This is a genomic window from Nocardia aegles (genome assembly GCF_052545135.1).
In genome coordinates this window covers 588,617-612,901 of the sequence record NZ_JBQWRI010000002.1, presented here as the reverse complement: position 1 = coordinate 612,901, position 24,285 = coordinate 588,617, and the positions used below count along the sequence as shown (strand labels likewise).

General features: G+C 68.5%; 24 protein-coding genes. 18 read left to right on the top strand and 6 right to left on the bottom strand.

Features of this window, described 5'->3' with window-relative positions; all coding sequences use genetic code 11:
- Positions 1 to 147: 147 nt before the first annotated feature.
- The 3 genes from ACT89H_RS08070 (at position 148) to ACT89H_RS08060 (ending at position 2,293) form a co-directional block, all read left to right on the top strand.
- A complete protein-coding gene (locus ACT89H_RS08070; protein WP_445107883.1) occupies positions 148 to 747 on the top strand; it encodes an SLATT domain-containing protein in 600 nt (199 codons plus the stop codon).
- 181 nt (positions 748 to 928) lie between these two features.
- Entirely contained in the window at positions 929 to 1,372 is a 444-nt protein-coding gene (locus ACT89H_RS08065) for a pyridoxamine 5'-phosphate oxidase family protein (RefSeq protein ID WP_445107882.1), read from the top strand.
- A 123-nt stretch (positions 1,373 to 1,495) separates the two neighbouring features.
- Positions 1,496 to 2,293, top strand: a complete 798-nt coding sequence (locus ACT89H_RS08060) for an SDR family NAD(P)-dependent oxidoreductase (protein ID WP_445107881.1) — start codon at positions 1,496 to 1,498, stop codon at positions 2,291 to 2,293.
- Between the two features lie 93 nt (positions 2,294 to 2,386).
- Here the strand turns inward: ACT89H_RS08060 and ACT89H_RS08055 are convergent, their stop codons facing one another.
- Both ACT89H_RS08055 and ACT89H_RS08050 read right to left on the bottom strand, forming a co-directional pair.
- The gene (locus ACT89H_RS08055) at positions 2,387 to 3,217 is read right to left on the bottom strand and encodes an LLM class F420-dependent oxidoreductase (protein ID WP_445107880.1); all 831 of its coding nucleotides are present in this window, start codon (positions 3,215 to 3,217) and stop codon (positions 2,387 to 2,389) included.
- A gap of 141 nt (positions 3,218 to 3,358) precedes the next feature.
- Positions 3,359 to 3,880 carry a MarR family winged helix-turn-helix transcriptional regulator gene (locus ACT89H_RS08050; RefSeq protein WP_445107879.1) on the bottom strand — a complete coding sequence of 174 codons (522 nt, stop codon included), beginning with the start codon at positions 3,878 to 3,880 and terminating at the stop codon, positions 3,359 to 3,361.
- Between the two features lie 58 nt (positions 3,881 to 3,938).
- On the opposite strand from ACT89H_RS08050, the gene ACT89H_RS08045 reads away from it, so the two are divergent.
- From ACT89H_RS08045 to ACT89H_RS08035, 3 genes are all read left to right on the top strand, one after another.
- Entirely contained in the window at positions 3,939 to 4,661 is a 723-nt protein-coding gene (locus tag ACT89H_RS08045; RefSeq protein ID WP_445107878.1) for an SDR family NAD(P)-dependent oxidoreductase, read from the top strand.
- Positions 4,662 to 4,842: 181 nt separating this feature from the next.
- Entirely contained in the window at positions 4,843 to 5,661 is an 819-nt protein-coding gene (locus ACT89H_RS08040) for a DUF1684 domain-containing protein (protein WP_445107877.1), read from the top strand.
- 4 nt (positions 5,662 to 5,665) lie between these two features.
- Positions 5,666 to 6,730 (top strand): LLM class flavin-dependent oxidoreductase, encoded by a 1,065-nt coding sequence (locus ACT89H_RS08035; protein WP_445107876.1) that lies wholly within the window; start codon positions 5,666 to 5,668, stop codon positions 6,728 to 6,730.
- 258 nt (positions 6,731 to 6,988) lie between these two features.
- Here the strand turns inward: ACT89H_RS08035 and ACT89H_RS08030 are convergent, their stop codons facing one another.
- The gene (locus ACT89H_RS08030) at positions 6,989 to 7,195 is read right to left on the bottom strand and encodes a hypothetical protein (protein WP_445107875.1); all 207 of its coding nucleotides are present in this window, start codon (positions 7,193 to 7,195) and stop codon (positions 6,989 to 6,991) included.
- A 108-nt stretch (positions 7,196 to 7,303) separates the two neighbouring features.
- Here ACT89H_RS08030 and ACT89H_RS08025 point away from each other — a divergent pair, with 108 nt between their 5' ends.
- The 10 genes from ACT89H_RS08025 (at position 7,304) to ACT89H_RS07980 (ending at position 16,666) form a co-directional block, all read left to right on the top strand.
- Positions 7,304 to 7,978 carry a cyclase family protein gene (locus tag ACT89H_RS08025; RefSeq protein ID WP_445107874.1) on the top strand — a complete coding sequence of 225 codons (675 nt, stop codon included), beginning with the start codon at positions 7,304 to 7,306 and terminating at the stop codon, positions 7,976 to 7,978.
- Between the two features lie 270 nt (positions 7,979 to 8,248).
- Positions 8,249 to 9,229, top strand: coding sequence for an acyl-CoA desaturase (locus ACT89H_RS08020; protein WP_445107873.1), 981 nt, complete (start codon positions 8,249 to 8,251; stop codon positions 9,227 to 9,229).
- A 12-nt stretch (positions 9,230 to 9,241) separates the two neighbouring features.
- Positions 9,242 to 9,499 (top strand): acyl carrier protein, encoded by a 258-nt coding sequence (locus tag ACT89H_RS08015; protein WP_445107872.1) that lies wholly within the window; start codon positions 9,242 to 9,244, stop codon positions 9,497 to 9,499.
- A gap of 2 nt (positions 9,500 to 9,501) precedes the next feature.
- Positions 9,502 to 10,404, top strand: a complete 903-nt coding sequence (locus ACT89H_RS08010) for a class I SAM-dependent methyltransferase (RefSeq protein WP_445107871.1) — start codon at positions 9,502 to 9,504, stop codon at positions 10,402 to 10,404.
- On the top strand, positions 10,401 to 11,660 hold the full coding sequence (locus ACT89H_RS08005) for a cytochrome P450 (protein WP_445107870.1): 1,260 nt from the start codon (positions 10,401 to 10,403) through the stop codon (positions 11,658 to 11,660). Before ACT89H_RS08010 ends, ACT89H_RS08005 begins: the two co-directional genes overlap by 4 nt.
- On the top strand, positions 11,657 to 12,394 hold the full coding sequence (locus ACT89H_RS08000) for a thioesterase II family protein (RefSeq protein WP_445107869.1): 738 nt from the start codon (positions 11,657 to 11,659) through the stop codon (positions 12,392 to 12,394). The genes ACT89H_RS08005 and ACT89H_RS08000 overlap by 4 nt, the downstream gene beginning before the upstream one ends.
- A gap of 9 nt (positions 12,395 to 12,403) precedes the next feature.
- On the top strand, positions 12,404 to 14,137 hold the full coding sequence (locus ACT89H_RS07995; RefSeq protein ID WP_445107868.1) for a fatty acyl-AMP ligase: 1,734 nt from the start codon (positions 12,404 to 12,406) through the stop codon (positions 14,135 to 14,137).
- Positions 14,138 to 14,141: 4 nt separating this feature from the next.
- On the top strand, positions 14,142 to 14,588 hold the full coding sequence (locus ACT89H_RS07990; protein WP_445107867.1) for a PaaI family thioesterase: 447 nt from the start codon (positions 14,142 to 14,144) through the stop codon (positions 14,586 to 14,588).
- 16 nt (positions 14,589 to 14,604) lie between these two features.
- Positions 14,605 to 15,813, top strand: a complete 1,209-nt coding sequence (locus ACT89H_RS07985) for a cytochrome P450 (protein WP_445107866.1) — start codon at positions 14,605 to 14,607, stop codon at positions 15,811 to 15,813.
- Between the two features lie 28 nt (positions 15,814 to 15,841).
- Positions 15,842 to 16,666: an alpha/beta fold hydrolase gene (locus ACT89H_RS07980; protein WP_445107865.1), complete on the top strand. Its 825-nt coding sequence runs from the start codon at positions 15,842 to 15,844 to the stop codon at positions 16,664 to 16,666.
- Between the two features lie 117 nt (positions 16,667 to 16,783).
- Here the strand turns inward: ACT89H_RS07980 and ACT89H_RS07975 are convergent, their stop codons facing one another.
- Positions 16,784 to 18,184, bottom strand: a complete 1,401-nt coding sequence (locus ACT89H_RS07975) for a metallophosphoesterase (protein ID WP_445107864.1) — start codon at positions 18,182 to 18,184, stop codon at positions 16,784 to 16,786.
- Between the two features lie 841 nt (positions 18,185 to 19,025).
- Between ACT89H_RS07975 and ACT89H_RS07970 the strand changes: the two genes are divergently transcribed.
- Positions 19,026 to 20,141, top strand: coding sequence for a hypothetical protein (locus tag ACT89H_RS07970; RefSeq protein ID WP_445107863.1), 1,116 nt, complete (start codon positions 19,026 to 19,028; stop codon positions 20,139 to 20,141).
- Positions 20,142 to 20,476: 335 nt separating this feature from the next.
- The gene (locus ACT89H_RS07965; RefSeq protein ID WP_445107862.1) at positions 20,477 to 21,769 is read left to right on the top strand and encodes a cytochrome P450 family protein; all 1,293 of its coding nucleotides are present in this window, start codon (positions 20,477 to 20,479) and stop codon (positions 21,767 to 21,769) included.
- Between the two features lie 308 nt (positions 21,770 to 22,077).
- Here the strand turns inward: ACT89H_RS07965 and ACT89H_RS07960 are convergent, their stop codons facing one another.
- Together ACT89H_RS07960 and ACT89H_RS07955 are read right to left on the bottom strand one after the other, a co-directional pair.
- Positions 22,078 to 22,512 carry a hypothetical protein gene (locus ACT89H_RS07960; RefSeq protein ID WP_445107861.1) on the bottom strand — a complete coding sequence of 145 codons (435 nt, stop codon included), beginning with the start codon at positions 22,510 to 22,512 and terminating at the stop codon, positions 22,078 to 22,080.
- 135 nt (positions 22,513 to 22,647) lie between these two features.
- Positions 22,648 to 24,204, bottom strand: a complete 1,557-nt coding sequence (locus ACT89H_RS07955; RefSeq protein WP_445108255.1) for a serine hydrolase — start codon at positions 24,202 to 24,204, stop codon at positions 22,648 to 22,650.
- Positions 24,205 to 24,285 lie beyond the last annotated feature (81 nt).

Below are 24,285 nucleotides of genomic sequence, written 5' to 3'. Positions count from 1 at the left end.
GTTGAATGCTGTTGTGACACAAAGGAAATAGTAGGCGGGTGAGCGTCCGGGCAAGCTCGCTGGATGAGGTCTGCGGCGTCGCTCCGTCCAACCGGCGAATCAGCCGAACGGTGATCGTGCGCGCCAGGGGGAGATACAGTACGGGCCGTGACAGAGCACCGATCGCCCATCGGCGGGGATCGCTCGCAGGACCTCGGAGTGCCGCGTTCGCTGGACCTCCGCTCCGCCGACTGGTCGAGTTCCGATGAGACCCTTGCCCGGCTGTTCCAACGTGTCGAGGCGTATGCCATGGACGCACGCGAGTGGTATTCGCGGGACGGTCTGACGAAGCGGCGAGCCAGCGTAGCGCTCACCGCGGCGATGATCGTGCTCGGCCTACTCGGAGTCCTGGTGCCCCTACTGACCACCGCCGGAGTCCGCGCCATCGACCCGAGCTGGGGATACATCCTGCTCGCCTGCGCCGCCGGAAGCGTGGCATGCGACCGATTCTTCGGCGTCTCCACGGCCTGGGCGCGCGACATCCGCAGCGCGCAGTCGATCAACGCGATGCTGTGCGACTTCCAACTCGAGTGGGCGTCCGTCTCGCGCGCGCCCGCGAATTCCACTGGGGAGATAGATCGCAGAATGGGACTGCTGCGGGATTTCTCCTACCGGGTCAACGAGGTGATCGCACACGAAACCGATAGCTGGACCGGACAACTCCAGCTGTCGGCGCAACCGCGGATGAGCAGATCGGATCGACGGTAGCACCGGTCGCCGCCACCCCGGCGGCACGTGCGGGAACCTCGACGGCGATGTGCGCGCCACGCCCGCGACCGGTGTGTGCCGGGGAAGTCGCGGGTGCCGGGCCGAGCGCGGCGGCTGGACGCGACCGGCGCACTCGCCGATGCGCGCTGTCCGCGCCGATTCGGGTACGTAGACTTTCGGCGTGACCGATCTCGCGGACTTCGCCCGGCTGATCGCAGGCGACCACGGACTCTGTGTCGTCTCCACCCTGCGCGCCGACCACACGATCCAGTCGTCTCTGGTCAACGCCGGCGTGTTGCGACATCCCGAGACCGGTGCCGACGTCGTCGGCATGGTGGTGCGCGGCGGTGTGCGCAAACTGGACAACCTGCGGACGCGGGCGCGTGCCACGATCGTGGTCCGGGTCGGTTGGCAATGGTGCGCTGCCGAGGGACCGGTGTGGATCGCGGGCCCCGACGACCCGGCCCCCGGCGTCGACGCCGAGCGGTTGCGTCTGCTGCTGCGTGAGGTGTTCACCGCGGCCGGTGGTGTGCACGAGGATTGGGACGAGTACGACAGGGTGATGGCCGCCGAGCGTCGGGCGGTGGTGCTGCTCTCGCCGGACCGGGTCTACGGCAACAGCTGAGCTTCGCCGCGCCCGAGGCGAGCCGGAATCGGCACCGGGTTCACCGGCCGGGTCGGCGCGATGTTCCGATCACGTCGATCGAGATCGGTTACCGGAATCGGCGGGCTGGTTAGCGTAGGCCTGGTGAATCTGGATCTGGACGGCAAACGTGCGATCGTGACCGGCGGCAGTAAGGGCATCGGCTACGCGGTCGCTCGCGGGTTGGCGAACGAAGGTGTGGACGTGGTGATCGCCGCGCGTACCGCCGAACCGCTCGCGGCGGCGGCGCGCGCACTCTCCGAGGAGACCGGGCGGCGCGTGATCGCGGTCGCGACCGACACCGGTGACGACGAACAGGTACGCGCGCTGGTGGAGCGCACCGTCACCGAACTGGGCGGCGTCGACATCTTGGTGAATTCCGCTGCCACCCCGTGGAGCGCGGGAGCGAGCAGTGATCTGGCCGGAACCGACGACGACACCGTGCGGCGCGAGATCGAGATCAAGGTGCTGGGCTACCTGCGCACGGCCCGCGCCGTCGCACCCCACCTGGTCCGACAGCGGTGGGGCAGGATTATCAACATCAGCGGACTCGGCGCGCGCCAGGCGAATTCCATCGCGCAGACCATCCGGAACATCAGCGTGTCCGCGCTGACGAAGAATCTGGCCGACGAACTCGGCCCGGCGGGCGTCAATGTCACCGTCGTTCATCCCGGCCTCACCAGAACCGAACGCCTCACCGACCGGTTGACCGCCGCCGCCGAACAATCCGGCCGAACGATCGCCGACCTCGAAGCCGACCTCGCGCGCAACACGCTGCGTCGGGTCATCGATGTCACGGAAGTCGCCGACGTGGTCACCTTTCTCGCCTCGCCGCGCAGCATCGCCATCACCGGCGACGCCATCGCCGCGGGTGGTGGTGTTCCCGGTCCGGTGTACTACTGATCCGCTGCGAGCGGGGCTCGGCGCTCGGGACGGTCCGGCAGCTGCTCGCTGGATCCAGCGGGCGCGGTGCTGCCGAATCGCCCCAGGTGTGACTCAGTCGGCTGCTGTCAGCAGCGGAGCGAGTTGGCGCAGCGAGCCGAGATAGTCCTCGCCCAACGCCTGGAGCGCGACGTGATCGGCGCCCGCCTTCAGATGCTCGACCAGTTGCCCGGTGACCTCGACCGGGCTTCCGTGCACTGCGAGCACATCGATGAGACGGTCACTGCCCGGTTTGGTCGTATCGTCTTCGGAGAAGCCGAGCCGCCGCAGGTTCGACACGTAGTTGCGCAGGCCGAGATACACATCCACCGCCTGCCTGCCGACCTCGCGGGCCCGCTGTGGGTCGTCGTCGAGCACAAGTTTCTGTTCCGCGACCAGGAGGGCGGAGCCGAGGATCTTGCGTGCCCGAGCGGTGTGCTCCGGCGGGGCCAGATACGGCAGCGCGCCCGCGGTGCGTGTGCGCGCCAGTTCGAGCACCTTCGGCCCGAGGGCCGCCAGCGCCATCCGATCCTTCGGCACTCCTGCCTCGTCGAGCGCGTCGAGGTAGCGCACCAGCGCGTCGTAGGGTTTCTGATACGGCTTGTCGGCCTCCGGATGACCCGCGCCGATACCGAGCAGGAAACGACCCGCGAAGCGCTGTTCGATCCGATGGAACGATTCGGCGACGGCGTTCGCCGGGGCCGTCCAGATGTTCACAATGCTGGTCGCGACGGTCAGGGTGTCCGTCGCCTCCAGCAAGGACTCGACCACCGGCAGATCAGCGGGCAGAGATCCGCCGAGCCACAGCGCGCTGTACCCGAGCTTCTCGAGTTCGGCGGCGTCTTCGGGGCTGAACCCCCGGTAGCCGCGCCACACTCCGAACCGTCCGAGACCGTCGATCGCCATAAACGTTCGAACCTCCTGTTTCGGTGTCTATTCGGATACCGATCCCCATTCAACCGTGCCGGCGTCCCGGTTGGCCGAAGCGATGCAGGGTTTGGCCGACTTTCTAGGCGCGACGTGTCCTGTCGACTCGGTCACGGTGGGCTATGCCGGTTCGGCGGAGCGAATCGCTGCGGCGAGCGTGCGCAATGCCGCGGCGAGTACGGCGCGTTCGTCGGCGGGGAGTTGGTCGGTCAAGGCGGTTTCGTGCTCGAGCAGAGCGGGGACGACTCGTTCGATGCGGCGATGGCCATCCGGCGTGAGCGTGACGAGGACGCCGCGTCGGGTGGCCGAGGTCGGTTCGCGGGTGATCAGCCCGGCCGCTTCCGCGCGGGCCAGGCGCTGGGAGATCGCACCCGCCGTGACGAGGCTGCGGGCGGCGATCTGGCGGGTGGTCAGCTGGTAGGGCGGCCCGGATCGGCGCAGGGTGCTGAGCAGGTCGAGGGTCGATTCGTCGATGCCGAGCCGCTGGAGGGTGCGCTGCCGCTCGTCGGTGAGGAGTTTGGCGACCCGCCACAGCGGCGTGAGTATCTCGATCGACTCGACCCGGGCGCCCGGCAGCTCCCGGCGCCATGCCGCGGCTATCCGGGCGGGTGACGGTATCTCGTCGTGTGCTTCGTACGTCATTGCCGGAAGTCTCTCCCCTGGATATATTTAGCGCTAAATATATAGCGAGGAGGCGAGAATGCGGGAAACGGTCGTCGTCACCGGTGCGAGCGGCGGAATCGGGCGCCGAGTGGCGCAGCGGTTCGCCGAGGGCGGCGCGAATGTCGTGATCACCGGCCGTTCGGAGGAACGGGTCGAACGGGCCGTGCGGGAGCTCGGAGTGCGTGGGATCGTCTGCGATGCGGGAGTCCCGTCGGACGTGGAGCGGTTCGCCGAGGCGGTCGGGTCCGAGGTGGATGTTCTGGTCAACATGGCCGGGGGGAACACCGATCTCACCAGAAGCGGCGAGATGACCTCGCTGGCGGAGTTGGCCGCGCAATGGCAGGCGAACCTGTCGACGAATTTGTTGAGCGCGGTCCTGACCACCTCGGCGCTGCGGGATCGGCTGCGCCCCGGCGGGGCAGTGATCAACGTCGGCTCGATCGGCGCGGAGTACGCGGCGGGGTCCTACGGTGCCGCGAAGGCGGCGCTGGCGGCGTGGTCGGCCGGTTTGTCGGCACAGCTGGCGCCGAAGGGCGTCACGGTGAACACGGTCGCGCCCGGTTACATCGAGAACACCGATTTCTTTCAGGGGCAGCTGAGCGAGCAACGACGCACCTGGTTGATCGACTCCACGCACGACAAACGCGCGGGTGATCCCGATGACGTCGCCGGGCTGATCGAGTTCTTGGCCTCGCCGTACGCCCGGCACATCACCGGCCAGACGATCCACGTCAATGGCGGCGCGCACACGACGAGGTGAATGCCGGTGAGCCGGTTGCGTTCGCGCTGATCGCAATTCTGTTCGCGGGCCGCTGTCTGCGGTTGAATCCGGTATCACCTCCGTTCGTGGTCGTCCGCGGTGGCGCCCCAACGCCTCGGATCGAAGCGTGTGGGGCGGTGCCGAACCCGGGACGGACACAATTGCAGACGAGGAGCACCACATGACAGCGCAGGCCGCGGCAACTTCGACCGACGCCTTCGTCGCCGACTGGCAGGACTGGCACCGCGGGCAGGAGCAGCGACTGGCCGACCCGCACGGTTTCCTGGCCATCACCAATCTGCACTGGTTGGCCGAGACGCCGCAGCGATTCCCCGACGCGCCCGGCGCCTGGTCCACCGGTGCCGACGGCGTCACGGTGGTTCTCGACGACGGCGAGGAGTTGGTGGTCGACGGGAAGCCCGTGCGCGGGCGGTATGGGTTCGGGGTCATCCCCGAGCGTGGTGGCGTGCACGCCGTGTGGGGTGACGCGGTGATCGAGGTCGCCAAGCGTGGCGGGCACGACATCGTTCGGCCGCGGCACCCGGACAATCCGCTGCGCACGGCGTTTCGCGGCACGCCCGCCTACCCACCGCACCCGAAGTGGGTGGTCACCGGGCGGTATGTCGCCTTCCCGGAGCCGCGGCCGACCACGGTCGGCGCCGCTGTCGAAGGACTGGAACATGTCTACGACGCGCCCGGGCAGGTCGAGTTCGAGCTGGATGGACGGCCGCTGCGCCTGACCGCTTTCCCTGGCAAAGACCCCGGCGGTCTGATCGTGCTTTTCACCGATGCGACCTCCAAGGTGACCACCTACGCCGCCAACCGCGTCCTGCAGCTGTCACCGCCGGACGCCGACGGATCGGTGCGGCTGGACTTCAACCGCGCCGCGAATCTGCCCTGCGCTTACACCGACCTGGCGACCTGCCCGTTGCCGCCCGCGGAGAACCGGCTCCCGGTCGCGATCGAAGCCGGTGAGAAACTGCCGTACGAGCGTGGCTGAACCGATGAGTGACACGACATTTCGGATCAGGACGTTGTCGTTCCTGACGCCGGGCAACTACGCCGACGACGACCCCTACTCCGGGCTTGAGGACACGCTGCGGCTGTTCGAGTACGGCGAGAACCTCGGCTTCGACGGTGCGTGGATCCGGCAGCGGCATCTCGAGCACGGCGTCGGGTCGGCTGCGGTGTTCCTGGCCGCCGCGGGGCAGCGCACCAGTCGAATCGAGTTGGGCACGGCCGTGATTCCCATCGGCTACGAAAGCCCGTTCCGGCTGGCCGAGGATCTGTCGCTGGCGGATGTGCTGTCGCGGGGCCGGTTGCAAGCCGGGTTCAGTGCGGGCACGCCGCCGCATGCCGACTTGATCGGCGACCTGGTCTTCGACGGGGACTGGCGTACCTACGATCTGTCCTACGGACGGATCGCCCGGCTGATCGAGAACCTGCGGGGCGACTACCTCGGTGACGCCGACACGGTGATCCACTCGCCGGGCAATATCCAGCGGCCCCGGTTGCAGCCGCACAATCCCGGCTTGATCGATCGACTGTGGTACGGCGGCGGCAGCACGCGTTCGGTCCGCTGGGCCGGGGAGAACGGGCTGAACCTGCTGACGGGCAACATCGTGGTCGGCGAGCACAGCGACGATTTCCGCACCACCCAGTCGAGCCTGATCGGCGAGTTCCGCCGACTGGCGGATCCGGCCCGGCCCGCCCGGGTCGCGGTGGGGCGGGTGATCGTCCCGTTCGACAGCGCCGACCGATCGACTCGCGAGCGGTACCGGCAGTACGCGGCGAGCAGACACGAGCGCACCCTCGGGCCGCAGGGTGAGCGGCGCGTCCTGTTCGCGCCCGACCTGGTCGGGCCCGCGGAGGAGATCATCGAGCGGCTGCGTGCCGATCCGGTGCTCGCGCAGACCTCGGAGCTGCGGCTGGAGCTGCCCTACGAATTCCACCGAGGCGACTACGAGCAGATCCTGCACGACACCGTGGAGCTGATCGCGCCCGCGCTGGGGCACCAGCCCGCGTCCGGCGCGGAGCACGCCGCCGATGAGGTGACCGCGCCCGCTTGATCCGAAAGGCCCGATCGACTCCCCGGGGCCGGTCACCGATCGGCGTGTCGGTGGCCGCTCGTCGGGCAGCGCCGCGCGAAGCGTCTCGGCCGAAGGGGAGTAGGTGGCCGTGTACGCCAGGGGTGTCGCCATATCGGCCCACGCTGGCTGCCGCGCCGTTTCCCGGAGCAGGTGAATCGCCGAGCTTCGGCGCGGGGTCCGCCGAATCCTGCTGGGAAACAGCGGTTTCGTCCTGAGCCGCTGACCTGTGGCGCGCCGTCAGGGCAGATGCATCAGCTGCCGGGAGAGCGTGAACAGGCGGCGGGCGAGTTTGACGACCGGGAGTCCGAGGGGAAGCAGGATGACCGTCACGCACAGCACCGCGCCGACGAGCCACAGTACGGCCGCGACCAGCCCCAGTACCGTGCCGAGCACGGCCGTGAGAATTCCCAGCACGACGCCGAGCAGACCTTGCAGTAGTCGCATGATGACCTTCCGGGTCCATTCTGCGCTTCTCCGGGGCGACGCGCACGTGCCGACCGCGCCTCGGCGACTCCATATACGACCACGGGATCGGCCGGTAGCGTCCCTGGTATGAGCCGAGCGATCGTGGAGCTGTCGCATCCGGTCTCGGACGGCATGCTCACCTATCCGGGCCTGCCCGCGCCACGCGTCACCACGGCGATGGGGCGGGACCGATCGCCGCTGACCGACATGACCTATGACATCGCACGGGTGGACATGGTCGGCCACACCGGGACCTACATCGACGCGCCTTTCCTTGTCCACGCCGAGGGTGCCGACATCGCCGAGCTGCCGTTGGAACGGTTGTTCAACGTGCCGATCGTGCTGATCCGCGCGTCGGGACTGCGTGCGGTGGGGCCGGATGTGCTCGGCGATCCCGCGCGCTTGTGGGGCAAGGCGGTGCTGGTGCACACCGGTTGGTCGGCCAAGTGGGGTTCGGCCGGGTATCGGGACCCCGGGCATCCGTTCCTGGTCGGTGAGGTCGCCGACGCGCTGGTCGCCGCGAATGTGGCGGTGGTGGGAATCGACTCGCTCGACATCGACGACACGTCGTTGCCGACGCGTCCGTGCCATCACACGCTGCTGGGCGCGGGAATCCCGATCATCGAGCAGATGACCAACCTGGACGCCCTGCCCGGCGTCGGCGCCAGGCTGGTCGCGCTGCCCGCGCCGGTGCGCGGCATGGGTTCGTTTCCGCTGCGCGTCGTGGCGTGGACCGAGCGCAGCGGTGGCGGCCGCTGGTGATGGGACGGTTCGGCTCACGTCGCCGCGGTCGCCCGGCCGGGCAGTGAGCAGCAGGCGGCCCGGCCGGTCGAACGCCGCGGCGTCGAACGTGCGTGGTCGACCCGACGCCGGGGAAAGCCGGAGAAATCGACATCGCAGCCGAACAGCGATCAACGATTTCGATCCCTCGATCGGGGGCTCTTGATCCGCCGAAGGTCCTCCCGTCGGCGACGTTACGGTCGAGAAGTCCCGCTGGTGGAATCGGGCACCGGACCCACGAGGTGTAGTCGAGTGAATATCGAAGACAGTGATCCGAACGGCGAGAAGCCGCAACCCCGCAGGAAGACGATCAGCAGTCCGTACATTCATCGGCTGCAACGTCGGCATTTCCTGCTGTTCGATATCCTGCCGATTCTCGGCACGGCCGCGGCGTTCGGCTTTCTCTGGGTGCATCCGTTCGGCCTGACCGAATTCTTGCTGCTGTTCTCGATGTGGTTGGCCACCGGGCTCGGCGTGACCGTCGGCTATCACCGCCTGTTCACCCATCGCACCTTCACGGCGGCGCCGTGGGTCGCCGGTGTGCTGGCGGTGCTCGGCTCGATGGCCGGACAGGGCGGCGTGGTGTCCTGGGTTGCCCTGCACCGGCGGCATCACGAATACAGCGATCGCGAAGGAGATCCGCACTCGCCGAACCTTTCCGGCGGTGGGCTCCGCGGAACACTACGGGGCCTGGCGCACTCGCATTTCCTGTGGATGCGCCGCCACGAGTACCCGAACGTCGTGCACTACGCGCCCGACCTGATCAAGGATCGCGGCCTGGTACGGATAGCCCGCCTGTACTACTACTGGGTGGCGCTCGGGTTGCTGATCCCCGCGGTGGTCGGCGGAGTGGTTTCGCTCAGCTGGACCGGGGCGGTGAGCGGCCTGTTGTGGGGTGGGCTGGTGCGGATCTTCGTTCTCGAACACATCGTCTGGGCGATCAATTCGTTCCTGCACATGTTCGGCACCCGCCGCTACGCGTCACGGGAGAACAGCCATAACGGTGGTGTCTTCGCGCTGGTGACGCTGGGGGAGTCGTGGCACAACAACCACCACGCGTTTCCCGAGTCGCCGTCCTTCGGTTTGGACTGGTACCGGCTCGATCCCGGATTCTGGGTCATCAAAATGCTCGAGATCTGCGGGCTGGCACGGGATCTGAAAGTACCGTCCGCGACGCGGATGGCCGCCAAACGTCTTTCCGGAAATGCCGAACCCGTCGGCAATGCAGTGTGAGGAATACGCAACGTGGATACGAGTAGGGAAGCCATCGTCCGCTGGTGCCAGGAGTACCTCGGACATTTGCTCGAGATTCCGGCGGAGGCGGTGGACCCCGCCGCCGATTTCGACCGGCTGGGGGTGGACTCCGCCCTCGCGGTCGCGCTGCTGATGGAGGTGGAGGAGCGGTACGGCGTCGATCTCGCTCCCGAGGATCTCTTCGACAACCCCAATATCAACGCGGTGGCCGTTTATCTGCACGAGCAGAGCCACAAGAGCGTGGCCTAGCCGTGTCGGCATCGATCGGCGCCGATCGGGCCGACGCCGCGGCGGCCGCGATCCGGCACCACTACGACGCGGGCAACGACTTCTATCGGCTCTGGCTCGATCCGTCGCTGACCTACTCCTGCGCGCTTCGGGAAACCAGCGCGGACACCCTGGAGACGGCCCAGGAACGGAAGCTGCGGTTCCACCTCGACGCGATCGGCGCCGACAACGCCGCGGCGGTGTTGGACATCGGGTGCGGGTGGGGCGCGATCCTGCAACGTCTTTCCCGGCGGCATGCGGTCGCGCGGTCGATCGGGCTGACCCTGAGCGCCGAGCAGGCCGAGTTCGTGCGGTCGCGCGACCTGCCCGGGGTCGAAGTGCGGCTGGAGAACTGGGCACACTACGAGCCGGACATCCGATTCGACGGCATCATCTCGATCGGCGCCTTCGAGCACTTCGCCCGCCCGGACGACGCTCCGGCCGAGAAGATCCGGGTCTACCGGGAGTTCTTCACGCGCTGCCGCGACTGGCTGAACGACGACGGTGTGCTGTCGTTGCAGACCATCGTCTACGCCAATATGAACCGTGCGCAGGCGAGCGCGTTCATGCAGCGGGAGATCTTCCCGGACGCCGACCTGCCGACGTTCGCGGAGATCGCGGCAGCGGCCGAAGGCGTCTTCGAGATCCGCTCCGTCACCAACGGACGCCTGGATTACGCGTGGACCTGCGAGGAATGGGCACGCCGACTGCGGGCGAACCGTGCGGAGGCCGTCGAGGTCGTCGGCCCCGAAGTGGTCGCCCGCTACGAGCGGTACCTCAAGTTGTCCGCGCTCGGCTTCCGGATGGGCAAGATCGGGTTGCTGCGGCTGGTGCTCGCGCCCTACCGCGACGGCTTCTTCACCGGACGGGAAGTGCGGACCGGATGACGGTGCGAGCACACGACCAGGCCGAGGCGGGGCGGGCGCGCATCCGGTTCAACCCCTTCAGCGCCGAGTTCCGGCGTGACCCCTATCCGCTCTACCGGCAGCTGCGCCAGACCCAGCCGGTGCACAAGACGCTGGGCATGTGGGTGCTCACGCGGCATGCCGATGTCCGCGCCGTCCTGCGCGACCGTTCCTTCAGCGCGGGCCTGATTCCCCGGCTGGTCGGCGAGCAGGCCGAGCGATTCGGACAGCGCGATGTCGCGCGTATCCAGCGGCTGGGCCGCAAATCGCTGGTGTTCACCGACAATCCGGACCACGCGCGACTGCGCGGACTGGTGAACCGGGTGTTCACCGCTCCGGCGATCGCCGAACTGCGTCCTGTGGTCGTACGGGCGACCGAACAGCTCCTGCGGCGAGCACGGGACGCGGGCGGCTTGGACGTGATCACCGAGTTGGCCGCTCCGCTGCCGGTGACGGTGCTGTGCGAGTGGATGGACCTGCCGGGCGAGCTGCGTGCGCGGGTCGGCCCATGGACCCACGACATCCGGTTCCTGCTGGAGCCCGGGCTGATGAAGTCGGAGGACTTCGCGCGTGTATCCGTGGTGGTCGAGGAGTTCGCCACGGCCTTGGGCGCGGTGCTCGCCGAGCGGCGCGCCCGGCCCGGCGACGACCTGATCAGCCGGCTGCTCGCCGCGCGCACCGCGGGTGGCGACCTGCTCGGCGACGAGGAACTCGTCTTCGTCTGCATCATGTGCTTCGTCGCGGGCAACGAGACCACGAAATCCTTGATCGGCAACGGTGTGCTGGCTCTGCTGCGCCATCCGGACCAGGCCGCGCTGCTGCGGGACCGGCCGGAGTTCGTGCGGGCCGCGGTCACCGAGGCGCTGCGCTACGACTGTCCGCTCCAGCTGACCAAGCGCCTGGCCACCCGCGATGCCGACCTCGACGGACATCGCATTTCGGCTGGTGACCAGGTGCTGGTGTGCCTGGGCGCCGCCAACCGCGATCCCGCTGTGTTCGACCGCCCCGACGAGTTCGACCTGACCCGCGGCGTCGTGGACCATCTCGCGTTCGGGCACGGAATGCACGGGTGCCTGGGCGGGCCGCTGGCCGAACTGCAAGCGGAGGTCGCCTTCGACCACCTGTACCGGCATTCGGACGGTGTGGAACCGCGGGACGGCGAACTCGAATGGCAGGACCACAGTTTCATCGTCCGCGGGCTGAAACACCTTCCGGTCACCCTGCGGAACGCCCGATGACCGCCCCCGGGTCGGTGCGGACGTGGCTGCGGTGGACGCCCACCGACGCGCCCGTGCGGCTGATCTGCATTCCGCATGCCGGTGCGGGGGCGTCCTCGTTCAACCGCTGGCCCGACCTGTTCCCGGCGGACATCGCCACGGTGCGGGTGCAGTTGCCCGGGCGGGAAGACCTCGCCGGCGCGCACCCGCTGCGCCGCGTCGAGGACGCGGTGGACGGGCTGCTGGCGCAACTCGGGCAGTGGCGCGCCGTGCGCGTCGCCATCTACGGACACAGTATGGGTGCGCTGGTCGCGTTCGAACTGGCCCGCGCGCTCGCCGCCGCGGGTACCCCGGTGACCCACTTGTTCGTCTCCGGCCGTCGTGCGCCGCAGTTGTCGGCGCGCCGCGCCCCGATTCACCGGTTGCCCGACGACGAATTCGCGGCGACGCTCGCCGCGCTGAACGCCTGGGGCGCGGCAGGACGCAGCGTCGCCTTCTTGCGCTACGCACTGCCCCTGACCCGCGCCGATCTGGAACTGTCCGAGGAGTACCACCACCGCCCGCTGCCCCGGCTCGGCTGCTCGATCACCGCGTTCTGCGGCACCGAGGACCCGGTGGTGGATCCCGGCGAGACCGCGGCCTGGCGCGAGGTCACCGATGCCGGCTTCGCGCTGCACCGATTCCCCGGCGACCACCTCTTCCACCATCGGCATCGAGCGGCCGTCGCGGCGGCGATGACCGCGGCTCTGCAGTGAGGACCCGACATGCCGGACACCATTCTGCTTCCCGATATCCTCGAACGCCGCGCCGTCGGCGAGCCGGACCGAACCGCGTATGTGTTCTTGGACGAGAACGGTTCGGAGGCAGCGGCTCTGACCTACGGCGAACTGCACCACCGGGCGCTGGCGGTAGCGCGGGAACTCGGTTCCCGGTGCGTGCCGGGGGACCGGGCGCTGCTGGCCTTCCCGCAGAGCCTGGATTTCATCGTCGCCTACTTCGGTTGCCTCTACGCGGGAGTCATCGCGGTGCCGGTGAATCCACCGCGCCGCGACCGAGTGCAGGACGCGACCCGGGCCATAGTCCTCGACTGCGCGCCGGCCGCGGTGCTGACCCTCGCTGCGCTGATCGCGCCGCTGCGGCCGGTGCTGGAGCCGATCCGCCAGGTCCGGCACTGGCTCGCGGTGGACGGCCTGTCCGCGGCCCGAGCCGAGCGGCCGGCCATCGCCGCCGAACTCGACTCGGTCGCCTTCCTGCAGTACACCTCCGGTTCCACCGCGACGCCCAAAGGCGTCATGGTCACGCATCGCAATCTGATGGCGAACGAGGAGATGATCCGGCGGGCATTCGGCCACGATCGGGACTCGACAGTGGTCGGGTGGGCGCCGTTCTTTCACGACCAGGGTCTGATCGGCAATGTGCTGCAGCCGCTGTATGTCGGGGCGACCGGCATTCTCATGTCACCGGCCACGTTCATTCGCAGACCACTGCTGTGGCTGGAGGCCATCTCCCGGTATCGCGCGCACACCAGCGGTGGCCCGAATTTCGCCTTCGACGCCTGTGTCGCGCGCGCGAGCGCGGGCGAGGTGCCACGGATGGATCTGAGCAGCTGGAAGGTAGCGTTCAACGGCGCGGAGCCGATCCGTGCGGAGACGCTGACGCGATTCGCGAAGACCTTCGCCCCATACGGGTTCGACGCGCGGGCGGCGTATCCCTGCTATGGCCTCGCCGAGGCCACGCTTCTGGTCACCGGCAGCCGGAAAGGATGTGGCCCGACGACGCTGGAGCTGGACGTCGAAGCGCTGGGGCGCGGGCGGTACGCCGAGGTGGCGGCGGACCGGATCCGCACCGTGGCCGGTTCGGGTCGCGTACTGCCGCGAGAAGAACTGCGCATCGTGGAACCCGGCACCGGGCGAGTGTGCCCGCCGGATCGGATCGGCGAGATCTGGGTCTCCGGCGATCATGTCGCACAAGGTTATTGGCAGAAACCGGAGGCGACCGCGGAGACCTTTCAGGCGCGTTGCGCCGATGATCCCGCACGAACCTACCTACGTACCGGCGACCTCGGTGTGCTGGTGAACGGTGAGCTGTACGTGGTCGGCCGGCTCAAGGACGTCATCATCGTCCGCGGCCGGAACTACTACCCGCACGACATCGAGCACACCGTGCAGGCGGCGCATCCCGCGCTGCGGATCGGCGGCGGGGCGGCCTTCTCGGTGCCCGGGCGCGACGGCGAGAAGATCGTCGTGGTGCAAGAGGTCAAGCGTGGGTACGCGCCCGAGGACGACAGCGCCGACATCGTGGGCGCGATCCGGGCGGCGGTCGTGCGGGAGCACGAAGTGGCCATCGGCGAGGTGGTGCTGACCTCGGCCGGTCAGGTGCAGAAGACGAGCAGCGGGAAGATCATGCGGGCAGCAGCCAGAAAACGGTATCTGGCAGAGGGTTTCGAGGTCTGGTCGCCGCAGGTGGAACAACCGGCGCAACTGCGGACGAGGAGCTGAACACATGCGGGCATGGCAAGCCGCGAACCCCGACTTCGAAACGACTGTGACGGGCGCGGTGCTCAGCATGCCCGCCGCCCGGCACCTGGGTTTCACCTTCGGCCGGGTGGCACCCGGCGAGGCCGAGATCATTCAGCCGCACCGCGCGGAACTCACCCAGCACGACGGCTTCTTCCAGGGTGGGGTGCTCGGTTCCCTGGCGGATTTCGCCGCGGGCTCCGCGGCGGGAACCCTGCTGCAGCCGGGATGGGCGAACATGACGATCGATTACACGGTGAAGATCCTCGCCCCGGCCACCGGGCCGAAGGTCGTCGCCCGCGGCCGGGTGATCAAGCCCGCCGCACTCATCACGATCGCGGCGGCGGACGTCTTCTCGGTCGACGATGAGGACGAAATACTCTGCGCCACAGCGCTTGTCACCATGCGCAACGTGAAACTGGTCAACTCGTGAACCGAAAGGAGCGGCCATGACCACCGACACCTTCGTGTTCGATCCCTTCGCCGCGGGCTTCGCCGAGGATCCCTATCCGCACTACGACCGGCTGCGTGCCAGCGCACCCGTGCACGAGCACCCGCTCGGATTCTGGATCGTGTCGAAATACGAGGATGCCGCCGCGCTGCAACGCTCGGCGCAGTCGGTCGACGAGCAGGATCTCACCCGCCTGCCGACCTGGAAGAGCGACAGCGGCAGGCTGGGCAAGGAAAACCGTATGATGCGCGGACTGTCCATGCTGGACCGGAATCCGCCCGACCACACCCGCCTGCGCCGCCTCGTCGCCAAGGCGTTCACGCCCCGCGCGATCGAGGCGTTGCGACCGAGAGCCGAAGAGCTCGTCGACGCCGCCCTGGACCGCATCGCCGAGGCGGGCACCGCGGATGTCGTCGCGGAACTGGCGTTCCCGGTGCCGTTCGCGATCATCTCCGAGATGCTGGGCATCCCCGTGGTCGAGCACACCAGGCTGCGCGAACTCACCGCGATACTGGTACTGGCGCTGGAACCCCTTCCCGATCCCGCCTTGCAGGCCAAGGTCCGGTCGGCCAACGAGGAACTGTTCGCTATGGTCGGGAACCTGGTCCGCTGGAAGCGCACCACGCCCGGCGACGACCTGCTGAGCCGGCTCATCACCGCCGAACACGACGGCGATGTGCTGAGCGAGGACGAGTTGGTCGCCCAGGTGATGCTGCTCTACATCGCGGGTCACGAGACGACCGTGAACCACCTCGCGAACGGCGTCCTCGCCCTGCTGCGCTACCCAAGCCAGGCGCGACGGCTCCGGGATGATCCCGAACTCGCCGAGAACGCCGTCGCCGAGCTGCTCCGATACGACACTCCGGTACAACTCATGCGCCGGATCACCGTGGAGCCCATACCGATCGGCGGAGCGACGATTCCCTCCGGCAGCCTGGTGCTCGCCTGCATCGGCGCCGCCAATCGCGACCCGGAGTTCTGGGGCGTGGACGGCGACGAGCTGCGCCTCGACCGGCCGAACGCGCAGCAGCACCTGTCGTTCGGCGCGGGCATTCACCATTGCCTGGGCGCGGCGCTGGTCCGGCTCGAGGCCCGCGCCGCCTTCACTCGCTTCGTGCGGCGCTTCCCGGAGGCCACCATCGAAGAATTGCGCTGGAACGGCCGGATCAATGTGCGCGGCCCCGCCGAACTGTCGATCTCGGTGTAGTGCGGAATATCTCGGAGCAGGAGAACTCATGCCCACCATAACCGTCGACGGCGCGCCGATCGCCTATACCGACACCGGAGCACCGCGCGACCGCCCGCAGGCCGCCACCGTGATGTTCGGTCACGGCCTACTGTTCGGCGGCTGGATGTTCCAGCCGCAGATCGAGGTACTGCGCGAACACTACCGCTGCGTCGCGATCGATTGGCGCGGTCAGGGCGCGACTGCGGCGACCGCCCGCGGCTACGACATGGATACCCTCGCCGCCGACGCCGTGGCGGTGATCCGGAGTCTCGGGACAGCTCCGGTGCACTGGGTCGGTTTGTCCATGGGCGGCTTCGTCGGGCAGCGGATCGCGGCGCGGCACGGCACGCTGCTGCGCTCACTGACGTTGCTGGACACCAGCGCCGAACCGGAGGATCCCGGCAAGATCGGGGAGTACAAGCGACTCGCGCTCGCACTGCGCCTGTTCGGCGCGAGACCGATTCTCGGCAGGATCGAACCGCACCTCTTCGGTCCGAGCTTCCGCGCCGACCCGGCGAATCGACCTGTCATCGACGAGTGGGCCGCCCGCCTGCGGCGCTGTGATCGTGCCGCGGTGCGCAAGGCGGTCCTCGGCGTGGCCGACCGCGCTTCGGTGGAACACGAGATCGCCGCCATCACGATGCCGACGCTCGTCGCCGTCGGCGCCGACGACATCGCGACGCCGCCCGCGCGATCCGAGCGCATCGCCGAGTCGATCCCGGGGGCGCGCCTGCACACCATCGCGGATTGCGGTCACACCAGCAGCTTGGAACAACCCGCAGCGATCACTGCGTTGCTGCGGGAGTTCCTCGCCACCGTCGACGGGTCCTGACCGGATTTCTCGCTGTCGCCCACGACGAAGGTCTTCGTGGTCGCGCCGGACTCCGGTGTCGAGGGTCATGGCCGGATCGCCACCCGGACCTCTCGGCGGCAGCGCCCGGTGCGGCGTTCAGAACGGCCGTGCTCGTTCGAGGCCGGAGAAATCGCGGGTGACCGTGTGGTTGCGGTCACGGACACTGCCGAGCGCGTGGTCGGGGTGGAGTCCGAGGTATTGGCGGCGGGTGCGGGTGCTCCAGCAGCGGGCGGCTTCGGACCTGGTTTTGTAGAAGTTGACGGTGTATCCGCCGTCGTAGAGGCGCAGCAGGGTGTATCCGCCCGGATATTCCTTGGTGGCGGCGACCTCGAGAAACTCCACCTCGACGCCGGAATCGGGACGGTTGCGGCGATTGCGGTGGGTGTGGCCGCAGTGATGGAGGAAGACGCCGGGGGCGTCGCGGTAGAGCGTGTGCAAGGCCGAGGCGTTGGATCGGTCCAGGACGAAGCCAGGGCCGCCGGGGTTGCTCACCGCCGCGTGGAAGGTGACCGGGTGGTGGCCGAACACGAGGGTGGGTCGGTCGGGGTCGGCGGTGAGAAGCTCGCGCAGACGCGCCAGTTGCGGTGCGACGATGGTGCCACCGGAGCCACGCAGGCGGGTCGTGTCCAGGCCGATCAGGCGCAGGCCACCGACGTGGTGGGCGACCAACCGTTGACGTGCGTGGAACACGCTGCCCCAGGGATCGTTGCGGTGATCGTCGGGTTTGTCGTGGTTGCCGCGGCAGACGAAGTAGTCGCGGCCGAGTGTGCCCCAGGCGTCGAGCCTGGCGCGCACCGCCAGGGACTGGGCCAGGGTGCCCGAGTCGGTGAGGTCGCCCGCGAGGATCAGGTGATCCGCGGCACGGTCGTGGCTGCGTAGGTCGGTCAGGAGCGCGTCGAGCATGAATGCCGGATACTGCTCGGTTTCGTGCCGGAGGCCGATGGGCAGGCCGGGCAGGAACAGCCCGCTGCCGTTCTCGCCGAAGTGCACGTCGTTCGCGAGGGCGATGGTGCGCAGGAGCCGGCCGGGCGGCGGTGGGGCCGTGGTGAACACGCCGGTGGACTCCGGGGCGCCGGGGCGCCTGGTCACGAGCGTGCGGGCGGGGACGGCACGGGTTCCGTCGGAGTATGCCTCGAAGCGGTAGGCGCGGCCCGGCTCGAGACCGGTGATCTCCGCGTAGTGATAGGCGGTCGGCCGGGTGTCCACGTGGCGCGGTGCCGCCGCGCGCCTGCCATCGGCCGAGGCGATGCGCACCTCGGTATCGGTGGCCGTCGGACGTAAGCGCCCATGACGGTCGCGGGAACGGGTCGTCCAGGTGAGGATCACCGAGTGGTCGGTCACCGTCACCACTTCGAGATCGGTCGCGACGACGTCGGTGCGCGCCCGGCTCGAGTTGCCGAGCGCCGGAAGCTGGTACCGCGGTGCGCGCACCGTCACCGCCGCGGCGCCCGCCGCCACGTTCGCCAGCCACAACGTCCGAAGTCGTGGGTCGGGCACGGGATCTCCATCCGCCGCTCTGTGCTACCGGGGGAACCGTACGGTGTCCGGTTGAACGCCGCGGTGCCCGGACATGACCGGCCGACCTCGAACAACGGTCGTTCGTGCGGCGCGGGAGGCCGGTGTTCACGCGCCCGGCACCGATCGGAGACCTAGCGGGTTCGTCCGGCGCCGGGTGCCGGGCGGATACCGACGACGGTGATGACGGTGGCCACGAGCACCGGTCCCGGCGCTGCCGGTGCGGACGAGGCCGGCGCTGCCGGAAGGCAGCCGAATCGGACCCAGGCTCAGGAACCCGACGGAAGTCTCGTCCTCGGCAGCGGTACCGGTGCTGCCGAATGCTGTGGCGGGACCGATGCTCGAACCACCGAGCGGGTTTCGGGCATGCGCCGTATCCGAGATCGATCGGCGCGCCTGCCCTCAGCGGTACCGCGGCGCGAAAGTAGACCGCGAATCCGCCTGCGTGTGGCGGAATTTCGGAAAGCCGCGCCGCATGCGATCCGGCACGTGGCGCGGAACGGTGCGGGCCGGTCACGGACGATGCCGGCACACCCTGGATCGGCTGCGGACCCGGATGGAACAGCGGATTTCGTGACCGCCGCGGTGGGGTATTCGGTTGGCCTGGCTCGTCTGCCGCAGTTTGTCCGGATTCCGGCTTCACCCGCGCATGAAGCGAAGACTGTGGCCCACAACGTATCCGGTCCACCGGTTGTTCCGGAGCGCGGGAGCATCAGGGTGCGAGATGCGTGCGCACCCGTGTAGGCTTGCACAGCTACCGATCGGCGTAATGGGAATGCCCTTGGGGCGCGAATCTCGCGTCCAGACAACAGAAGAGCCACAGATGACCAGATACGCGCATTATGTCGGCAGCCTGCCTGCCGAGCTGATGACGGGTGATCGTGCCGTCATGCAATGGTTTGCCGACCACAGCGAGGGACGGCCGGTGACCGCCGTGCCTTGCGATCTCGATCCGGACTGGATTCTCGACTATCTGCGCACGCGCAAACGGCATGCCGACGTCTTCGAGGTCGTTCGCCCGGGCGACTACACCGACTACAGTGATTTCCCCAGCTACGGGCTGAGATCCGGGGCCACGTTGCAGCCGCGGCACGTCGCGATGGACCGGGTCGAGCGGATCGGCCAGGTCGTGGACACATTCGAGTCGCTGCGCAGCGACCGCCCGGAGCTGGCCGGAACGAAAGTCCAGATCAGCCAACCGAGCCCGCTGGATCTGGCGATGTTCGTCTTCGCGGGCGCCGCGGTCTCCGCTGGGCTTCCCGTATGGCCGGCCGTGCGGCGCTCCGGGCTCGTGGTCGGCGCGCTGCGGCAGCTGCCGGTGTTCACCGAAGCGGTGGTGCAGGAGATGACCGAGATCGTCGACCGGCACGGGGACCGTGTCGTCTGGCAACTGGAGTCGCCGATCGCGCTGCTGAGTATGGTGAAGGCCGAGCGACTACGTTCGCAGTGGGCACTCGCACCGCTCGTCGCAGGGCAACTCGCGGGTTTTCTCGGCAGGATGCACGAAATCGGCGCGGAAGCGACCGTGCACCTGTGCTATGGCGACTACCAGCACAAGAGCCTGCTCACTCCGCGCAGCCTGGCACCGGCGGTGAAGCTGCTCGGCCGCGTCGCACGGCTGTTGCGCGGACAGGGTGTACCGCTGCCCCCGGTGCACCTCCCGTGCGCCTACGGCGCGGAGCCCGCGCCGCTGGACCCCCGGTTCTACGCACCGTTGCGCGAGCTCGATCCGGACTGGAGAGTGATCGCCGGTGTCGTGTCGCCGGATTCCGACGAGGACAGCGCCCGCGCGCTCGCTCTTTTCGAACAAGCCGCCGGACGCGAGGCCTACGGTGTCGCCACCGCCTGCGGGCTCGGCCGATGCACCGTGGACGCCGCGCGGCATGCGGTCGCGACCACGGTTGCCCTGGCCGGTAGCGGTGCCGATCCCGAACAGTGATCTGCCCTGCGGTAGCCGGCAGTGGGTGACCGTCGGCGGCGAGGGGCGATCGCCACGTGCCGAGCGCGATCGCGAGCCGGTGCGCAGACCGTCCTGTTCGCCGCCGACCGGCGCATCCGGCGCGATTTCGTGCTGCGATTCGGCGAATTGTGTTGTCCGAAACCAGCTCTCACGAGTGCTCCGGTACTGCCTTTCGTCAGCGGCGGGATCGGAGCGTTGCTATGTTGCTAGCGTGAGTGGGTCTCCGAGCTCTGGACGACAGGTCTTGGAAGGCACGTGTACCCGCTCACAGATCACTTTCGTCGACCAGCTGTCCATTACCTGGAGTCACGTTCTTGACCACACCACAGTCCCCGATGGCCGCGCCGTACACCACTGGAACCGGAGCGTGCCCCGTCCAGCACGGACCCTTGACGGACGCGGACGCCCCACGCGTCCAGATGTATACGAAAGAGTTCGTCGCGGATCCGCACCACGCGTACCGCGAGATGCGTCGCAAGCACGGCTCGCTGGTCCCGATCGAACTGGCGCCCGGCGTGCCTGCCACCCTGGTGATCGGCTACCAGACCGCGGTGCGAATCCTCAGCGATCCCGACCATTTCCCGTCCGATCCGCGCACCTGGCAGAAGACCATTCCCGAGGACTCGCCCGTGCGGCCGATGATGGAGTGGTATCCGGCCGCGCGGTACAGCACCGGACTCGCTCATGATCGCTATCGGCATGCTTCGGTCGACGCGATCGACGGAATCGATCTGTTCGATGTGCCTTCCATGGTCGAGCACGTCGCGGTCCCGTTGATCAATTCCTTCTGTGCGGCCGGTTCCGCCGATCTGGTCACTCAGTACGCGTTCCCGCTCGTCCTGGAAGTGCTCAACCAGATGGTCGGCTGCCCGGCCGATATCGGTGAGCGGGTGGCGACCGGTATGGCCGCGCGCTTCGACACGGTTCGGGGTCCGGAGGGCATGAAGATGCTCAAGGACGCGCTGATGCAGCTGATCCGGCTCAAGCGCCGGCAGCCCGGCGACGACGTCACCTCGCGGATGGCGCATCACTCGACCGAACTCGACGACATCGAGATCTTCGCGCAGCTCATGAGCTTCTACGGGGCCGGATTCGAGGCGCAGCGCAATCTGCTCACCAACGCCGTGTTGCTGATGATCACCGACGACCGGTTCCGCTTCGGCGACGTACTCGGACGAAACCTGTCCACCACCGACGCGCTCGACGAGGTCTTGTTCAACGACCCGCCGATGGCGAACTTCTGCACGACCTATCCGCGCCAGCCGATCATGGTCGACGGCGTCTGGTTGCCTGCGGACCAGCCGGTGCTCATCAGTCTCGCCGGGTGCAACAACGATCCCCAGATCCGCGGGACCGACGAACCCGGTGGCAGCCGGATCGGCAACCGTTCCCATCTGGCGTGGAGCGCGGGCCCGCACGCCTGCCCGGCCAAATCGGTCGCCTACATGACGGTGCAGAACGCGATCGATCAGCTGTTCGACGCTCTGCCGGAACTCCAATTGGGTAAGGCCAAGGCCGAACTGGAATGGCGGCCGGGTCCGTTCCACCGGGCGCTGACGGCTTTGCCGGTCGTCTTCCCCAAGTCGGCGCCGGTCCACATCGGATAGGCGCGGGTAGACCGCCGCTGCCCGGTGCGGCTCGGGCGATCGGACATCGGATGATCCGGCGTGGCTGCCTGATCTGCCGGGCAGGGGCACTTACCATGATCGAGCTGTGTGACGTGGCGGCGTCGCATGGCTAACGGGGAAGCGGCCCGTCCGGCGTGTTTCGTAGCGTCGGGCGGGCCGTTGCGTTCGGCTCGGCTCACGAGTAAGAACCGGCGTGCGCGCGGCCCGGCCGGCCGGGCCGGAAGTGATCGCGCCATACGCGGCGGATGTCGTTTCTCGGTGGCGCGCCGGGCCACGGCGATCACCCGTCATTCGGGCGGGGCCGGGTGCCGGATGTCGTCGCCCACCGAACCGCCTGCGACATCGGCCGCCACGCCGATTTCCTCCTCGTAGCGGCGTGCGGTCGGCACTTGGTCGCTGTCGTCGGTGATGTCCTGGAGTTGTCGGTCGTCCTCACTTCCGGTGGCCTCGGTGTCGGAGACCCGGCCGGGATCGGTGTCGGGCTCCTCCTCGGCGAGCCGATCTCCGATCGATCGAGGATGAGCCTGCTCCCATTGCGTCACCCCGTACTTCGTGACGCCGCTCCAATGCTCCGGCGGGTCCATTCCGGCCTCGAGCGGGTCGGAACGCAGCCGGTCCTCGTCCAGGTCCTCGGCGCTGTTGAGGGCCGCCGGATCGGTTTCGACCGAATCGGGCGTGCCGGTGTCCTGCGGCGGGTCGTATGTCTCGTGCGGTTCGGTCATCGCTGCCTCCTCTGCTGCATTCAGCGACTTCCCGCAACGGCGGTCGGCAAACACCTGGGGAATGGTAGGCCCCGTCCGTGTCGCCTGCGGGTCCCGCGCCGGAGCCCGCGATCGAGGGTCGGTGTCGCGGTGCTCTCACCGCCGGGTGAACACACCGAGATGTTCGGTGTCGTAGTACTCGAGGGTGAGTTTGTCACCGTCGAAGATCGCCTGGGAGAGCGATCCGTGCGTGGCGTTCTCGCCGGCAGGCGTGAAGACGAAAGTGTCACCGTTCCAGTGCTTCAGGGGAAAGGTCAGGTTGTTCGGGCCCAGGGTGAGCGTCAGGAATTGATCGGTGGCGCTGATCGTCGCGGGTCCGTAGTAGGCGTTGTCGTAGGTACCCGCGTACGCCGCCGGCGGTCGCGCGGGAGCGGGCTCGGCAGGCGGCTGTTTGCCGGCCAGCGCCCCCGTCGGCGCGCCGAGTGGCCGGAACGCCGTTCGGTAGAGAGTGCGCCAGTCCTGCTGGACCTCCCCGAACTGGACCAGGTCCGCGAACTCCGCGTTCACTGTCTCCGGCAGGCCGATCGGCGCCGCGTTGGTGAGCGTCACGATGCCCACGTCGGCGGAGGGAATCAGGGTGAAGGCGGTGGCGGCGCCGAGACCGAACGCTCCCGAGTGACCGAGCACGACGCGGCCCGCGGCGGAATCGCTCACGGTGAAGCCGAATCCGTAGAATCCGGCCCGGGCGTCCGGTGTTTTCGGTGGCGCGGAGACCGCCTGCGGGGAGATGGCGGGCAGCAAATCCTCCGGTGGAATCAGCACCGATCTCCCCGCGGACCCGTCCGCGAGCACCATCGTCATCCATGTGGCCAGGTCGGCCACCGAGGAGCTGACGCCTCCGGCCGGGGACTGCGCGTCCGGTTGACGCTGTGGGTTCGCCGGCTCGTACTTCCCGTCGATCAGCACGTGCCCCTCCGCCCGGTTCGCGCGGGACACGAAGTCGGCGTAGCGGGAACTGGTCGATTTCATGCCGAGCGGACCGTAGATCGTCCGCTGGGACAGCGTCTCCCAATCGGTCCCCGCCGCGGCGGCCACCGCGTCGGCGGCTGCGGTCAGCCCGAAATTGGTGTACTCGTAGGAACTGCGGAAGGGGCCCAGCGGCAGCAGCCGCAGCCGGTCGAGAATCTGGGCGCGGTCGTAGCCGAGGTCCTCCAGCAGGTCGCCCGCGTGATCGGGCAGCCCGGAGCGGTGCGCGTAGAGGTCGCCGATCGTGACATGCTCGGTGACGTAGGGATCGGCGAGGGCGAACGACGGCAGCAGCCGGTGGACCGGAGTGTCCCATTCGACACCGCCTGCCGCGATCCGGCGGGCGACGACCGTCGCCCCGACCGGCTTGGACAGCGATGCCAGCTGGAAGACCGTATCCGGGTCGACCTTCTCCTCGGTGACGACGTTGCGCACACCGAATCCCTTGCTGTATACGACCTTCCCGCCGTGCACGACGGCAATCGCCATGCCGGGAACGCCGGAGGAGGCGAACAGGTCTTCCGCGCGCCGGTCCAGTTCGCCCACGGCATCATCGATCCGACCGTCCGGTATCGGCACACCGGCGATCCGGTTGGGCACCACCGCGGAACTGGACGCTCCCGCTTGCGTGGAGTCCGTTTCGTCGCCGCCGCATCCCGCTGTCGCGAGGATGACGGCTGTCGCCATCGCTGTGGGTCCGAGCAACGCGCGCCACCGTCTGCTCACCGGTCGCCTCCTGGCTGTCGCAGCGACAAAAGACCAGATAAA

What these genes read in the sequence shown, in the direction of transcription:
- ACT89H_RS08045 (WP_445107878.1), top strand. Translation starts at nt 3,939, where the DNA reads ATGCGGGAAACGGTCGTCGTCACCGGTGCGAGCGGCGGAATCGGGCGC.
- ACT89H_RS08050 (WP_445107879.1), bottom strand. Translation starts at nt 3,880, where the DNA reads ATGACGTACGAAGCACACGACGAGATACCGTCACCCGCCCGGATAGCC.
- ACT89H_RS08055 (WP_445107880.1), bottom strand. Translation starts at nt 3,217, where the DNA reads ATGGCGATCGACGGTCTCGGACGGTTCGGAGTGTGGCGCGGCTACCGG.
- ACT89H_RS07980 (WP_445107865.1), top strand. Translation starts at nt 15,842, where the DNA reads ATGCCCACCATAACCGTCGACGGCGCGCCGATCGCCTATACCGACACC.
- ACT89H_RS07985 (WP_445107866.1), top strand. Translation starts at nt 14,605, where the DNA reads ATGACCACCGACACCTTCGTGTTCGATCCCTTCGCCGCGGGCTTCGCC.
- ACT89H_RS07955 (WP_445108255.1), bottom strand. Translation starts at nt 24,204, where the DNA reads ATGGCGACAGCCGTCATCCTCGCGACAGCGGGATGCGGCGGCGACGAA.
- ACT89H_RS08000 (WP_445107869.1), top strand. Translation starts at nt 11,657, where the DNA reads ATGACCGCCCCCGGGTCGGTGCGGACGTGGCTGCGGTGGACGCCCACC.
- ACT89H_RS08030 (WP_445107875.1), bottom strand. Translation starts at nt 7,195, where the DNA reads ATGCGACTACTGCAAGGTCTGCTCGGCGTCGTGCTGGGAATTCTCACG.
- ACT89H_RS08025 (WP_445107874.1), top strand. Translation starts at nt 7,304, where the DNA reads ATGAGCCGAGCGATCGTGGAGCTGTCGCATCCGGTCTCGGACGGCATG.
- ACT89H_RS07990 (WP_445107867.1), top strand. Translation starts at nt 14,142, where the DNA reads ATGCGGGCATGGCAAGCCGCGAACCCCGACTTCGAAACGACTGTGACG.
- ACT89H_RS07995 (WP_445107868.1), top strand. Translation starts at nt 12,404, where the DNA reads ATGCCGGACACCATTCTGCTTCCCGATATCCTCGAACGCCGCGCCGTC.
- ACT89H_RS07960 (WP_445107861.1), bottom strand. Translation starts at nt 22,512, where the DNA reads ATGACCGAACCGCACGAGACATACGACCCGCCGCAGGACACCGGCACG.
- ACT89H_RS08035 (WP_445107876.1), top strand. Translation starts at nt 5,666, where the DNA reads ATGAGTGACACGACATTTCGGATCAGGACGTTGTCGTTCCTGACGCCG.
- ACT89H_RS08040 (WP_445107877.1), top strand. Translation starts at nt 4,843, where the DNA reads ATGACAGCGCAGGCCGCGGCAACTTCGACCGACGCCTTCGTCGCCGAC.
- ACT89H_RS08005 (WP_445107870.1), top strand. Translation starts at nt 10,401, where the DNA reads ATGACGGTGCGAGCACACGACCAGGCCGAGGCGGGGCGGGCGCGCATC.
- ACT89H_RS07970 (WP_445107863.1), top strand. Translation starts at nt 19,026, where the DNA reads ATGACCAGATACGCGCATTATGTCGGCAGCCTGCCTGCCGAGCTGATG.